At 69.8% G+C, this 13,177-nt stretch carries 13 protein-coding genes; 5 read left to right on the forward strand and 8 right to left on the reverse strand.

From position 1 onward, the window contains the following. Positions 1-11: 11 nt before the first annotated feature. From OG205_RS14335 to OG205_RS14345, 3 genes are read left to right on the forward strand one after another with little or no spacing between them, the layout of a single operon-like run. Positions 12-509: a hypothetical protein gene (locus OG205_RS14335; RefSeq protein ID WP_330276727.1), complete on the forward strand. Its 498-nt coding sequence runs from the start codon at positions 12-14 to the stop codon at positions 507-509. After that, entirely contained in the window at positions 509-1,201 is a 693-nt protein-coding gene (locus OG205_RS14340; RefSeq protein WP_442916780.1) for a response regulator transcription factor, read from the forward strand. Before OG205_RS14335 ends, OG205_RS14340 begins: the two co-directional genes overlap by 1 nt. Beyond that, positions 1,198-2,448 (forward strand): sensor histidine kinase, encoded by a 1,251-nt coding sequence (locus tag OG205_RS14345; RefSeq protein WP_330276729.1) that lies wholly within the window; start codon positions 1,198-1,200, stop codon positions 2,446-2,448. The genes OG205_RS14340 and OG205_RS14345 overlap by 4 nt, the downstream gene beginning before the upstream one ends. Here the strand turns inward: OG205_RS14345 and OG205_RS14350 are convergent. Further along, positions 2,434-3,618 (reverse strand): YbiU family protein, encoded by a 1,185-nt coding sequence (locus OG205_RS14350; RefSeq protein WP_330276730.1) that lies wholly within the window; start codon positions 3,616-3,618, stop codon positions 2,434-2,436. The genes OG205_RS14345 and OG205_RS14350 overlap by 15 nt on opposite strands. 87 nt (positions 3,619-3,705) lie before the next feature. On the opposite strand from OG205_RS14350, the gene OG205_RS14355 reads away from it, so the two are divergent. Further along, complete coding sequence (locus tag OG205_RS14355) at positions 3,706-4,779, forward strand: ROK family transcriptional regulator (protein WP_330276731.1); 1,074 nt, start codon at positions 3,706-3,708, stop codon at positions 4,777-4,779. Here the strand turns inward: OG205_RS14355 and OG205_RS14360 are convergent. From OG205_RS14360 to OG205_RS14370, 3 genes are all read right to left on the reverse strand, one after another. Further along, positions 4,766-5,308: a DUF402 domain-containing protein gene (locus tag OG205_RS14360; RefSeq protein ID WP_330276732.1), complete on the reverse strand. Its 543-nt coding sequence runs from the start codon at positions 5,306-5,308 to the stop codon at positions 4,766-4,768. The genes OG205_RS14355 and OG205_RS14360 overlap by 14 nt on opposite strands. A 24-nt stretch (positions 5,309-5,332) precedes the next feature. Further along, entirely contained in the window at positions 5,333-6,112 is a 780-nt protein-coding gene (locus tag OG205_RS14365) for a class I SAM-dependent methyltransferase (RefSeq protein ID WP_330276733.1), read from the reverse strand. Between the two features lie 90 nt (positions 6,113-6,202). Beyond that, positions 6,203-6,772 carry an XRE family transcriptional regulator gene (locus tag OG205_RS14370; protein ID WP_330276734.1) on the reverse strand — a complete coding sequence of 190 codons (570 nt, stop codon included), beginning with the start codon at positions 6,770-6,772 and terminating at the stop codon, positions 6,203-6,205. 48 nt (positions 6,773-6,820) lie between these two features. On the opposite strand from OG205_RS14370, the gene OG205_RS14375 reads away from it, so the two are divergent. Next, positions 6,821-8,173 carry an MFS transporter gene (locus OG205_RS14375; protein ID WP_330276735.1) on the forward strand — a complete coding sequence of 451 codons (1,353 nt, stop codon included), beginning with the start codon at positions 6,821-6,823 and terminating at the stop codon, positions 8,171-8,173. On the opposite strand, the gene OG205_RS14380 is transcribed toward OG205_RS14375, so the two are convergent. The 4 genes from OG205_RS14380 to OG205_RS14395 form a co-directional block, all read right to left on the reverse strand. Beyond that, complete coding sequence (locus OG205_RS14380; protein ID WP_330276736.1) at positions 8,109-9,179, reverse strand: FAD-dependent oxidoreductase; 1,071 nt, start codon at positions 9,177-9,179, stop codon at positions 8,109-8,111. The genes OG205_RS14375 and OG205_RS14380 overlap by 65 nt on opposite strands. A 107-nt stretch (positions 9,180-9,286) precedes the next feature. After that, positions 9,287-10,429, reverse strand: coding sequence for a galactonate dehydratase (gene dgoD / locus OG205_RS14385; protein WP_330276737.1), 1,143 nt, complete (start codon positions 10,427-10,429; stop codon positions 9,287-9,289). Then, complete coding sequence (locus OG205_RS14390) at positions 10,426-11,106, reverse strand: SDR family NAD(P)-dependent oxidoreductase (protein ID WP_330276738.1); 681 nt, start codon at positions 11,104-11,106, stop codon at positions 10,426-10,428. The genes dgoD and OG205_RS14390 overlap by 4 nt, the downstream gene beginning before the upstream one ends. A 10-nt stretch (positions 11,107-11,116) precedes the next feature. Continuing rightward, positions 11,117-13,129 carry a hypothetical protein gene (locus OG205_RS14395; RefSeq protein ID WP_330276739.1) on the reverse strand — a complete coding sequence of 671 codons (2,013 nt, stop codon included), beginning with the start codon at positions 13,127-13,129 and terminating at the stop codon, positions 11,117-11,119. Positions 13,130-13,177: the final 48 nt, after the last annotated feature.

The raw sequence follows: 13,177 nt of genomic DNA on the forward strand, positions 1-13,177 counted from the left end.
GAGTTTTCGACGTGACCAACCCACTCGATCAGCCGCTCGAGAACGACATCTCGGCCGAGCTGAAGGAGCGCAAGACCGGCTTCGGCAAGACGACGGTGATCCTCGGGGTCGCGGTGCTCGCCATCGTGGCGTTCGTCGGCGGGGTGTTCGTGCAGAAGTCCTTCGGTGCCAGCGAGACGCCGACTCGGCAGAACGCCGCCGGGCGGCAGTTCCCCGGTGGCAACGGTGGTGCTCCCCCGTCCGGCACGAACCGGCAGGGCGGCGGCCAGTTCGGCGGGCGCGGCACCGCTGGCACCATCGACCACGTCGAGGGCACGACCGTCTACGTGAAGACGCAGAACGGGCAGATCGTGAAGGTGTCCACTTCGGACACCACGAAGGTGGAGGTCACGTCGGAGGGCAAGCTCGCTGATCTCAAGGCCGGTCAGCAGGTCGTCGTGCAGGGCCAGGCGGGTTCGGACGGCACCGTGAGCGGGCAGACCATCACCCAGCGGCCGACCACCGGGTGATGCAGGATTCACGCGTGGAACGGGGCCGGTTGCTCGTCGTCGAGGACGAACCCAGCATCCGCGAACTGCTGTGCGCGAGCCTGCGGTTCGCGGGGTTCACCGTGTCGAGCGCGGCGACCGGCTCCGAGGCGTTGACCGCCGCACGAACCGATGTTCCCGACCTGGTGCTGCTCGACGTGATGCTGCCCGACCGGGACGGGTTCGAGGTGGTACGACGGCTGCGTTCCGGTGGCGTGCGGGTGCCGGTGCTGTACCTGACCGCGCGGGACAGCACGGACGACCGCATCACCGGCCTGACGATCGGCGGCGACGGGTACATCACCAAGCCGTTCAGTCTGGAGGAGGTCATCGCGCGGGTGACGGCTGTACTGCGCCGGACCAGGCCCGGTGGCGAGAGCGAGCAGTTGACCTGCGGTGATCTGTCGTTGGACGTGGAGAGTCATATCGTGCGGCGCGGCGCGAGGGTCGTGGAGCTGTCGCCGACCGAGTTCCGGTTGCTGCACTACCTGATGCGCAACAGCGGGCGGGTGCTGTCGAAGGCGCAGATCCTGGATCAGGTGTGGTCGCACGACTTCGACGGCGACGTCGGGGTGGTCGAGTCGTACATCTCGTACCTGCGGCGCAAAGTGGACGCCTCCGAGCCTCGGCTGATTCACACGGTTCGCGGCCTGGGGTACATGATCCGCAGATGACGTTGCGCGTGCGGCTGGTGGTCGTGCTCGTCGCCCTGGTGGCCGCGGGCCTGTTCGGCACGTGGCTGATCGGGTCGCAGGTGATGGAGCGCTATCTGCTCGGCCAGCTCGACGCGCGGCTGGATCGGGTGGCGTCGGCGCCGCGGCCGTTTCCGATGCGGGACAACATGATCCTGCGCGACGCGGACGGGGTGCTGTCCGGGACGTCCTTCGAAGGGCTGCCGGCGTACGGGACGTTGACGCCCGGCGAGCACGTCACGGTGGGCTCGCATCGGCTGGTGATGCGGCAGCTCGACGGTGCCGAGCTGGTCGTGGTGACCGACCAGTCGGAGGTGGATCGGGCGGTCGACGATCTGCGGCTGGCGTTCCTGCTGATCAGCCTCGGCGCGTTGATCCTCGTCGGGATGGCCGGGTATGCGCTGGTCAGGGCGTCGACGCGGGCGTTGGAGGAGGTCGAGCAGGTCGCCGGGGAGATCGCGGCCGGTGATCTGTCGCGTCGGGTTCCGGTGCGGCGGCCCGGTTCGGAGGTCGGGCGGCTGGCCTCCGCGTTGAACACGATGCTGGGGCAGATCGAGCAGGCGTTCGCGGTGCGGGTGAGTTCGGAGAGCCGGATGCGGCAGTTCGTCGCGGATGCGTCGCACGAGTTGCGGACGCCGTTGACGTCGATTCGGGGGTACGCCGAGCTTTACCGGCAGGGTGCGGCTTCGGACGCCTCCGAGGTGTTGAAGCGGATCGAGGACCAGGCCTCACGGATGGGGTTGCTGGTCGAGGATCTGCTGCAGTTGGCGCGGCTGGACTCGGAGCAGCCACTGGCCCTGTCCACTGTGGACCTGGTCGTGCTGGTGGCCGACGCCGTGGTCGAGGCTCGGGACCGCGAGACGAGACGTCTCGTCTCGTTGGAGTTGCCGGCAGGGCCGGTGCCGGTCGAGGCGGACGAGGCGCGGGTGCGGCAGGTGCTGACGAACCTGCTGGACAACGCGCTGATCCACACGCCGGCGGGGTCGCCGATCGAGGTCCGGCTCACCGCCGAGGCGATCGAAGTGGCTGATCACGGGCCTGGGATGTCCGCGGAGCAGGCTTCGCGGGTGTTCGAACGGTTCTACCGCGTGGATCCCGCGCGCGGGCCCGGTGGAAGCGGGCTGGGGCTGGCGATCGTGGCGGCGCTGGTCGCGGCACACGGGTGGCGGATCGAGCTGGACACCGCGCCCGGTGAGGGCGCGGTGTTCCGGGTGCTACTCGGGGCGTGAGCGGTTCGGCCAGGTGCGTTCGTAGTGCTCTTCCGGGAAGTCGCTCGGGCTGGAACCCGTTGCGTGGGCGTGCTGGATCTCCTCGGCGTAGCGGTCGTTCCGGGGGCATGAGGGCGCGGCCGGGATGTACATGACGTTGCCCCAGCCCTGTTGATCGGTGACGGGCGCGACGCTGTGGATCATGTCGCAGTGCCACCAGACGGAGTCGCCCGCCCGGACGTCCGGGATACCGCTCAGGGCTTCGATCAGGAGCTCGTGGTACTTCGGGTCGACCGGGAAGACCTGGTTGACCGTGACGCCGCACATGTCGTCGTCCGGGACGTCGTCGAGCAGCGGGCGCAGCATCAGGTACGCCATGGCGCCGGGGATCGGGACGGTGTGCAGGACGCCCTGGTCGTGGGTCATGTCCGACAGCGCGGTCCAGCCCTGGAAGGTGCGGAACACCGAGCACATCGTCGTTCCTGGGTACTGCGGGCCGGTGGTGCGGTGGGCGGCGTCCCACGGGTCGTACTGCTCGGGCGTGCCGTTGAACAGGTGCCGGAACGCCTGCTGGTACTCGCGCGTCATCCACAGGTCGAGCGTGCCGGGGTCGAGGTGGGTGCCCAGGCCGTTCGAGTTGGCGCCGGGCGGGCGGCGGCGGATGCGGTCCGGGTAGCCGACGTCCTTCGCCGGGTCGAACCAGCCTTCGTGGTGCCACAGGCCGTTCAGGAACTGCTGGACCGTCGCCATCCGCTGGTGCTGCCTGGCTTGGGTCTGCGCTTCGGACCAGTAGATCGGGTAGATCTCGGGCTTCGAGCCGACGCTGCCGAAGAAGTCGTCGCCGGGGCCGCGGTAGTTCTCGAAGAAGTCGTTGCCCTCGACGTAGTCCACAATGGACTTGTCCCAGGCCAGCGCCTGCTCGCGGTCGAAGTGGTTCCGCACGACCAGGCAGCCTCGGCGTTTCACGAGGTCAGGTGACGCGGTGCCGGCCTCGATGTCGGCGTAGTCGATCACCGGCCATGCCTGACCGGCTTTGACGTCGTCGACCTCACGCCGGATCTGCTGTTCGACGACCGCGAACACCTCCTCGACGCTGCGGCCGGATGCCTCGATGTTCGCCCTGATCGCCTTCTTCACCTCCCGGATGGCTTTCGGCAGGTCAGCGGGGGTTGTCTCCCAGTTCGGCAGCACAACGACTCCTTCCAGTAAGGCCTCCTAACTTAGAACCATAGGCGTGTCGAGCCGTTGTAGGCAAGACCCCTAACTAGAGTGCTGCCCGTGACCAGGCCGTCCCAGGAGTTGCTGCGCTCGATCTCGGACGAGCACGTGCTGCGGTCGTTGATGTCCGCCCGCAAGCTCACGCGGGCGGAACTGGCGGTGGAGACCGGGCTGTCGAAGCCGACGGTGAGCGAGAGCGTCCGCCGTCTCGTGGACCAGGGCCTGGTCGCGGACACCGGCGAACGCACGCCGGGCGGGCGCGGCAAGGGCCGGGTCGGTTCGTTCTACAGCCTGGCCGAGGACATCGGCGTCGCGCTGGTCATGACGATCTCGCCGGACGGCGTGACGGCCGAGTGCGTCGACGCCTACGGAGACGTCGTCGGCCGCACCCACCACCCGATCGCCGACCCGGCCGAAGTGGCCACCGTACTGCCGTCGGTCGCGGCGGAAACCGTTGCGGCGCACAACGTCCGGCTCTGCACGGTGAGCGCGGCCGATCCCGTGGACCGGCGCACCGGCAGGCTCGTGCAGCTGCCCGACTCGCCGTTCCTGGTGGGAGAACTGGATCCCGTCGCGGTGCTGGGGCCGTTGCTGCACGGACCGGTCGTGGTGGACAACGACGTGAACTGGGCGGCGCAGGCCGAACACGCCGCACTGGGGGTCGCGGACTTCGCCTACCTGTTCTTGGGCGAGGGCCTGGGTTGTGCGGTCGTCTCCGACGGCGAGGTGCGGCGCGGGCACTCGGGACTGGCCGGTGAGATCTCGCACCTGATCACGGCCGGGCCGTCCGGCGCGACGTCGTTCATCGAGGTGTTCGGCGAGCTCGGGTTGCGCCGGCCGGGGACGACCGCGATCGACGTGGCACGGCTGCGGGAAGCGGATCCCGTCGTGCTGGCGCGGGCGATCGGGGGTGTCGTCATGGCGTTGGTGACGCTGGCCGATCCGGAAGTTGTCGTGATCGGCGGCTCTTGGGGGCCGTCGTTGCTCGACGCGATCAAGGACGAGTGCGCGCGGTTGCCGCGTCAGGTCGACGTGGTCGCGGCATCCGTCGCGTCTCCGTCGCTGACCGGTGCGCGGGCGGCCGCTCTCGACCTGCTGCGGACGGCGCTCGTCGGGGTCGCTAAGGGGCCGTGACCACCGGCCCGAGCGGGGTCGGCAGCGCCGCGAGCGCCTCCAGCCGCCGTGGCGGGAAGTCGGTCCAGTGGCCCAGCGGCTCCCTGGTCGCGTGCAGGTGCCGGTCGAGGAAGCGCTGCCAGCGTCTCAGCCCGTCGACGGCGTCCGCGACGGACAGCGCTCCTGCCTCGATCGCGTCGGCGTACTCGTCGAGGTCGAGCAGCCGCTGGTGCCGTCCGTCAACCGGCACGATGACGTCGGCGTACAGGTCGTGGATCGTCACCTCCCCCGGCCGTCGCTCGACCGTCACCAGGTCGACGTACCAGGTCGTGGGCCCCTCGGCGGACCGATCGGTGTGCACTCCCCGTCGCCAGCAGGGAACCGACATGCTCACCCCGAGGTCCAGCAGCACGAACACCCGCTCCAGCAACGTGCCACCCGGCCACGGCTCGAACCGGTCGGGCATCTGGAACTCGTAGGCGAGGGCGTCACCGTCGCGCACGCCGGGAAGCGGACCAAGCTCGCCGCGCCACACCTCGATGCGTTCCACAGATCGGTTCTACCCCTGGACGAGTCATTTTCGCGCCGCCCAGACAGTGCGTTCGGTGCGCAGGGAGAGGTCGTCGCGGCGCAATGCCTCGTCGGCTGCCTCGGGGCCGAGCTGCCTGCGCAGAACGATGTACGCGTAGCGCTCCACCGCGGGTGACCGTTCGATGTGGACGGTGATCGTGCGTTCACCCTCGACGGTCAACCCCGCTTCGGCCAGTTTCGGGCCCCAGTTCGCGCCTCGGTGGGGCAGGCGTTCGTCGTGGCCGTCTGGGGCCTGTTCGGGGAAGAACTGCGGCATGCCGGCCATTTCGACGACGGCGAGCAGACCGCCTGGGGCGAGGGTCTTGTGCAGCTGGCGCAGGGTGTGGCCGGGGTCGGCCATGTGGTGCAGCGAGCCCGAGGCCCAGATCAGGTCCGGGGCGCCGAGGTCGGGCCAGTCCGCGTCGAGGTCGGCCAGGACGGTGTGGACTCGGTCGGCCAGACCTCGTTCGCCGGCCTTCTGGCGCAGTCGTTGGAGGTGGTCCAACGAGGAGTCGACCGCGGTGATGTGGGCCTCGGGGTAGCGCGCGAGCAGGGCGAACGTTCCCGCGCCGGTGCCGCTGCCCAGGTCCACGACGTGGCGGGGGTTCGAGGTGGGCAGCCAGTCGATGATGTCGGCGGTGTGGCCGGCGAGGAGTTCGGCGTCGAGGTCCAGGACCTCGGCCTGATCGTCACCGTGGCCGTGGCCGTGCCCGTGGCCGTGGCCGTGCCCATGTCCTTGCCCGTGGGCGTGGCCGGCGCCGTGGCCATGTCGTTCGTCGCTCATGTGGCCAAGCTAAGCCGCCCGTGCGCTAGATGCACGGTGGCTTGCGCAAGACGCAAGAAGGTCGGTCGAACCGGTGCCGGCCGCGCAAGATCACGCCTTCTTGTCGGCGTTGTGGCCGCGCCGCGCCTCCCGGTCGAAGATCCCGAGGATCTCGCACGGACCACCCGCCGTGCCGATCGCGTGCGGCAGCATCGTCGGGAACTCGGCCGCCTGGTTCGTCTCCACCCGGAACCTCCGGTTGCCCAGCAGCAACACCGCCGTGCCCGACAGCACCACCAGCCATTCGCGGCCGGAGTGCGCGCGCAGCGAGGCGGGGTTGTCGGGCGGCGGGGTGGTCATCCGCTGGCGCATGACGGTCATGCCCGGCTCGGCCTTGATCGGCCAGCGCATGTTGCCGTGCGCGCCGTCGAGCATCGGGCTGACGATCACGTCGTCGGTGTCGGTCTCGACCAGCTGGTCCAGCGTCGTGTCGAGGGCGCGGGCGAGCGTGACGAGTTGGTCGAGGGCGAGGCGGCGCTGGCCGTTCTCGATGCGGCTGAGCGACGACGGACTGAGCCTGGCGCGGGTCGCGAGTTCGTCCAGCGACCAGCCCTGTGCCACCCGCAGGGCGCGGATCCGCTTGCGCACGAGGCCGTCCAGATCGCCATCTTCTTGCGTCATGCGCACGATCGTATGCTTCTCCAGCAAACACTGCTTAGCGTCGCGGCCATGAATCGAACGAAAACCCTGGTCGCGGTGTGCGTCGCGTTGATGGCCGTGATCTCGTCGGTGACCGGTCTCAACGTCGCCCAGCCCCACCTCGCCGCCGAGTTCGGCGCGTCGCAGGGCACGGTGTTGTGGATCATCAACATCTACGTGCTGACGCTGTCCGCGTTGCTGCTGCCACTCGGCGCGGTCGGTGACCGGTGGGGGCGCAAGCCGGTGCTGATCGCCGGGCTGGTCGTGTTCGGCGCGGCGAACGTGATCGCCGGGGTGGCCACGTCCACGGAGGTCCTGCTGGCTGCGCGGGTGCTCGCCGGGATCGGGGCGGCGACGATCATGCCCGTCACGCTCGCCGTGATCACCTCGACGTTCCCGGCCACCGAACGCAGCCGGGCGATCGGTGTGTGGACGGGCGTCGCGGGTGGTGGCGGGTTGCTGGGCATGTTCCTGTCGGCGCTGCTCGTCGACGTGGCGGACTGGCGGTTCCTGTTCGTGCTGCCGGTGGTGCTCGTGGTCGTCGCGCTCGTCATGGCGCTCACAGCGGTGCCGGACTCACGTGAGGCTCGGCCGTTCGACGTCGTCGGCTCACTCACCTCCGTGGTCGCGGTGGCCGGACTGATCCACTTCCTGCACGAGCGCGACGTGCTCAGCCTGCTCGCCGGGGCCGGTGCGGCGATCGCGTTCGTGGCGTGGGAACTCCGGCATCCCGCGCCGTTGCTGGACGTCCGGCTGTTCCGGGAGCGCCGGTTGGCCACCGGGTCCGTGGTGCTGCTGGTGGTGTTCGGGGTGCAGGCCGGTGTGTCGATCGTGCTGTACCCGTTCTTCCAGACCGTTCTCGGCTGGTCGGGACTGGTGTCGACGGTGGCGTTGCTGCCGATGGCCGGGCTGATGATGGTCGCGTCCGGTCTCGCGCCGCGGCTGGCCGAACGGGTCGGCGCCCGCGCGACGATGGCGACAGGAATCGTGTTGGGCGGCCTGGGTCTGGTGCTCATGGCGGTGTTCGTGGACGCCGGGTACCTCACCGTGCTGCCCGGCATGGTCGCGATGGGCGCGGGCATGGTGCTGTCGATGCCGCCCGCCACCGAGGCGATCACCAGTGCGCTGCCGCAAGGGCGACAGGGCGTGGCGTCGGCGCTCAACGACGTCACGCGCGAGTTCGGCACGGCGCTCGGCGTCGCCTCGCTCGGCGCGATGGTCGCCGGCGCCGTGGACACCGGAGAGTCCTTCGTGGAGGGCTGGCGGACCGCCATGTGGACCGGGGTGGCCGTCATGGCGGTCCTGTTCACCTACGTGCTCAGGCGTCGAGGAGCAGGTCGACCAGCTTCTGCGGGGGCTCGTCGCCGAACAGGCTCTGCATGATCTCCTCGGAGTCGGCGGCGGTTTCGGCGGTGCGCACGAACATCGCCTGCTCGTACTCGGCCAGCGCGGTCTCGACGTCGTCGTGCCTGGCCAGTGCCTGAGCGAGTTCGGCGCCGTCGAGCATGGCGAGGTTGGCGCCCTCGCCGTTGGGCGGCAGGAGGTGCGCGGCGTCGCCGACCAGGGTCACGCGCGGCACTCGTTCCCAGCGGTGCTCTGACGGCAGCGCGTAGTGCGGGCGGAACACCGGTTCGGTGTCGGACTCGGTGATCAGCGCGGTGAGTTCGGGCGCCCAGCCCTCGAACTCCGCGGGGATCCGGCCGAGGTCGGCGAACCACTCCAGCGGCCGGGTGAACTCCACGTAGGCGTGCAGCGTGGCGCCGCTCTCCCTGTGCGCGAAGATCCCCTTGCCCTGGGCGGGAACGAACATCGAACCGCCGCCGACCGCCTTCGCCACCTCCGGGTGCCGGACGTCGGCGTCGTGCAGGTAAGTCTCGACGAACGAGACACCGGTGTACTCGGGCTTGGCGTCGGAGACCAACGCCCGCACCCGCGACCACGCACCATCAGCGCCGACCAGCACGTCGGCGTCGACGGTGCTGCCGTCCGCGAACGTCACCGTCCTGCCGTGGACGCCAGTCACCTTGCAGCCCCACCGGACCGTGCCTTCCGGGAGCGAGTCGAGCAGCATCTGCCGCAGGTCGGCGCGCTGCACCTCGGGACGGCCGCCCGTGCCGTCGTCGCCCTGCTCGTGCAGGACCGTGCCGTCGGACTCCAGCACGCGGATGGCCTGGCGGCCCGGCAGGACCAGGCTCTGGAACTCGTCCATCAGCCCGGCCGCCTCGACGGCGATCTGGCCGTTGTAGTCGTGGATGTCGAGCATGCCGCCCTGCGTGCGCGCCGCCGGCGACTCCTCGGCCTCGTAGACGGTGGACGGGATGCCATTGACGTGCAGCACACGGGCGAGCGTGAGACCGCCGAGACCGGCACCGATGATCGTGACGTGCATTGATGGGCTCCCCTGGAGATCGTGCCGCCTCCCTGACGGCACGACCAGGTTCACCCGGCGCGCTGACAGCGGACGCACACGTCACTGGCAGCCGCTGGCAGGCCCTGTCACCACTCGGCGAAGGAGCCGTCGTCGTGCCGCCAGATCGGCGACCGCCACGCGTGCCCGGTCTCGGCCGCCCTGCGCACCGCGGTCTCGTCGACCTCGACCCCCAGGCCAGGCCCGGTCGGCCGGGCGATCCAGCCGTCCACGACCCGCACCGGCGCCATGTCCACCAGGTACGACGGGTCGGAGCCGTTGTAGTGCATGCCCGCGCTCTGTTCCTGGATCAGGAAGTTCGGCGTGGTGAACGCGACCTGCAACGACGCCGCGAGTGAGATCGGCCCGAGTGGACAGTGCGGCGCGATCGACGCCCCGTAGATCTCGGCCAGCGCCCCGATCCGACGCAACTCCGAGATGCCGCCCGCGTGCGACGGGTCGGGCTGCACGACCGCGACACCGGCGTCGAGGACGGGCTTGAACTCCCAGCGCGAGAACAACCGCTCCCCCGTCGCGATCGGCACCGTCGACGCCTGCACCACCGACGCCAGCACCTCGGCCGGCAGTTCGGGCAGCACCGGTTCCTCGACGAACATCGGCTGCACCTCTTCGAGCATCCGCACGAGCCTGCGCGCCATCGCGGGCGAGACGCGGCCGTGGAAGTCGATCGCGAGATCTCCCTGTGGGCCAAGGGCTTCACGCGCTTCACGGGCGCGCTTCAGCACGGCTTCGGCTTCGGCGGGCGAGGCGATCGGGCGCATTTCCGCGGTGGCGTTCATCTTCACGGCGCTGAAGCCCGCCGCGACCTGCCGCGACACCGCTTCGAAGATGTCGTCCGGCCGGTCGCCGCCCACCCAGGAGTAGGCCCGCACCCGGTCGCGCACCGGGCCGCCGAGCAGTTCGTGGACCGGTAGCCCGCGCGCCTTGCCCGCGATGTCCCAGAAAGCGTGGTCGTAGCCGGAGAGAGCGGACGACAGCACCGGGCCGCCGCGGTAGAAGCCGCCGCGGCGCAGGACCTGCCACAGGTCCTCGACGCGCAGCGGGTCCTGGCCGATGACCAGCTCGGACAGTTCGTGGACGGCGGCGCGGACCGTCTCCGCCCTGCCCTCCACGACCGGCTCGCCCCAGCCGCTCACCCCCTCGTCTGTGCTCACCTTGAGGAACAGCCAGCGGGGCTCGACCAGGAACGTCTCGACCGCCGTCACCTTCATGAAGAATCCTTCGCCGCGGACCAGCCGCCGTCGACCAGAAGCTCCGCGCCCGTCACGAACGACGCCGCCGGAGACAGGAGGAAACCGATCACCGAGGCCACCTCTGCCGGGTCGCCGAGGCGTCCGGCAGGAGTGGCTCGGGCACTGCGTTCCCGATCCTCGGGGGCGACCTGGTCCCAGGCCGCTGTCAGCACGGGACCGGGGAGCACCGCGTTGAACCGGACGTCCGGCGCGTACTCGACGGCGAGCTGGCGGGTCAGTGCGACCAGCCCGCCCTTGGTGGCCGCGTACGCGCCGTGGCCGGGGATGCCGAAGTGCGCGTGCACCGACGACACGAGCACGACCGACCCCTTGCGTTCGCGCAACGACGGCAGGCAGGCCTGGACGCCGTGGAACGTGCCGCCGAGATTGACGGCGAGCTGGCGTTCCCACTCGGCCGGCGTCGTCGCGTCGAGCGGCTTGACCGCGACCGTGTAAGCGTTGCTCACCAACGCGTCCACGCCGCCGTCACACAGCTCGACCGCCCGCTGCCAGGTCTCCGGATCGCTGACATCTCCCCGCACGGCCACATCACCGCGCAGGTCGATCCCGACGACCCGGTAACCGTTGTCCGTCAGGTGCTTCGCCGTCGCGGCACCGATTCCGGCACCCGCACCCGACACCACCGCGCACTTCATGCACGTTCTCCTAGAGCTTCTGCCGGTAGACCCTGTTGTCCGGCCCGCGCACCACAGTCCACGCGGAGCCGTCCGGACCAGCAGTAGCACCGACGGCGCCGACTAGCGAGTTGCTCGGGAACTCCTGGCGGTTGAACCAGCCGCCCCAGACGCCGGCGGAAGAGTTGATCTGCCAGAGCGTGTAGTCGCCGGCCCGCGCGAACAGGTAGATCCGGTCCTGGTGCTCGACCAGGGTCGGGCTGCCGGAGATCACGCCTCCGAGTGACGTCCACTGGCCGCCGGAGACCGGGCGAACCCAGACGTTGTCGGCCGCGGTGCGGACGGCGACCTGGCCTCCCGCGACGCTGGGCCTGCCGTAGATCGGGGCGTCACCGGGTGCGCCGAGCGAGGTCCAGGTGCCCCTGTAGAGCCAGACCTTGCCGTCTTGGCCCCTTGCCACGATCGTGCCGTCCTGCGAGACGCTTGGCGCGTCGGTGAGCTTGCCGCCCAGGGACTTCCACGATCCCCAGCGTCCGTTGTGGAGGGTGCGCTGCCAGGCCCGGTTGTCGTTGCCGCGAACCGTGACCTCGACGTCAGTGCCGACGGTGCGGACGCCGGGCTGGCCCTGGATCGCCTTGCCCAGGCTCGACCACTTGCCGTCGCGGAGCATCTTCAGCTCGCCGCCCGTGCCGCGGCTGAACACCAGCGCTTCGTTACCGACCCGTGCGATCGCGGGTGAGGCGGTGGCGTCGGAGCCCACTGCCTCACCGGGCACGAGGTCCGTTCCGCGCAGCTTGAGCATCGCGGTGCCGTGCGGAGGAACCGTCACCGTGTATTTGTCGGTCGTCGTGCCACGGTCGGCACGAGCCCGCAGGTCACGCACCGAGACATTGCCCTTGAGACCGGTCTGGGCGATGTTCACCGTCATCTCGGTGGGGACGTCGCGGCGGTTGAGCAGCACGACCGAGCGTTCGCCCTTGCGGGACAACACCTTGCTGTAGACGTCGGTGTCACCCGTCGAGGCGACCCGGACGCCCTGGATGGCGAGCGGGTCCTGGTTGACCGCGAGAATCTCGGGGTTCTTGAGCGTGTTCACCATCGACGGCGGCAGCGTGCGCGGGTCCGAGCCGACGATCAACGGTGAGGACATCTGCGCCCACATCACGAACTGCGAGGTCGACTCCTCCTCGTTGAGCTCGTAGGTGCCCTGCTGCGTCTTGCGCATCGGGATCAGGTAGTCCGGGTCGTTGTAGTGGCCGGGGCCGTTCGACTCGGGGTGCGCGGCGTTGCGGTCCATGTTGCGCAGCACGTCGCGCCAGATGCCCTCGTACGGCGTGCCGAACGCGATGTCGGTGCTGGTGCGCCACGAGTCGCCCTGCAGCGGGCCGAACGTGTAGGAGATGTCTGCGGTCTGGTCCGGCTCGTGCGGGACGCCCCACTCGCCGGTGACCGGGTTGCAGATGTTGAGGATCATCGGCCGGCTCGCTTTGGCGAGGGCCTTGCTGAAGTCCGCGAACGCTTGCGCGGGCTTGAGGTTCGCGAAGATGCCGCACAGGAAGTCGACCTTCACTGCGTCGAACTTCCAGTCAGCGAACCGCTTCGCGTCCTTCTCGTAGTAGCCGCCGCCGCTGCCGACCGCGCAGTTCTTGCCGTCGGACGGGCCCGCGTCGGTGTAGATGCCCGCCTTGAGGCCCTGGGCGTGCAGGTCCTTGACCAGCTTCGGGAGACCGCCGGGGAACTTCGCCGGGTCCTCGACCAGATTGCCCTTGGCGTCACGCGGGGTCGGCGCGGTCCAGCCGCCGTCGATCCACACGATCTTGTACCCGGCGTCGCGCATCCCGCTGCTCACCAGGAAGTCGGCGACACCGCGCACGTCCTTCTCGGTCGGCGCGCCGAGGCCGTAGTACGTGTTCCAGCCCATGTACGGGGTCTTGGCGACACCACTGTCGTAGTAGGTGGGCGCTCCCTGGTCGTCACCTGCGTAAGCGGGTGCCGCCACCAGGGACATCAGGGCGATGGCCAACGCGACTCTGCGAACCGACATGCCCGTGAGCCTCCCCCGCGCCTGATACAGGTGTCAAGAATAATTCCT

It is taken from the genome of Lentzea sp. NBC_00516 (assembly GCF_036346835.1).
In the GTDB taxonomy this organism is placed as follows: Bacteria; Actinomycetota; Actinomycetes; order Mycobacteriales; family Pseudonocardiaceae; genus Lentzea; species Lentzea sokolovensis.

Coding starts and splice junctions, on each gene's coding strand:
- OG205_RS14390 (WP_330276738.1), bottom strand. CDS start 11,106: ATGAAGTGCGCGGTGGTGTCGGGTGCGGGTGCCGGAATCGGTGCCGCG.
- dgoD (WP_330276737.1), bottom strand. CDS start 10,429: ATGAAGGTGACGGCGGTCGAGACGTTCCTGGTCGAGCCCCGCTGGCTG.
- OG205_RS14345 (WP_330276729.1), top strand. CDS start 1,198: ATGACGTTGCGCGTGCGGCTGGTGGTCGTGCTCGTCGCCCTGGTGGCC.
- OG205_RS14370 (WP_330276734.1), bottom strand. CDS start 6,772: ATGACGCAAGAAGATGGCGATCTGGACGGCCTCGTGCGCAAGCGGATC.
- OG205_RS14380 (WP_330276736.1), bottom strand. CDS start 9,179: ATGCACGTCACGATCATCGGTGCCGGTCTCGGCGGTCTCACGCTCGCC.
- OG205_RS14365 (WP_330276733.1), bottom strand. CDS start 6,112: ATGAGCGACGAACGACATGGCCACGGCGCCGGCCACGCCCACGGGCAA.
- OG205_RS14340 (WP_442916780.1), top strand. CDS start 509: ATGCAGGATTCACGCGTGGAACGGGGCCGGTTGCTCGTCGTCGAGGAC.
- OG205_RS14395 (WP_330276739.1), bottom strand. CDS start 13,129: ATGTCGGTTCGCAGAGTCGCGTTGGCCATCGCCCTGATGTCCCTGGTG.
- OG205_RS14375 (WP_330276735.1), top strand. CDS start 6,821: ATGAATCGAACGAAAACCCTGGTCGCGGTGTGCGTCGCGTTGATGGCC.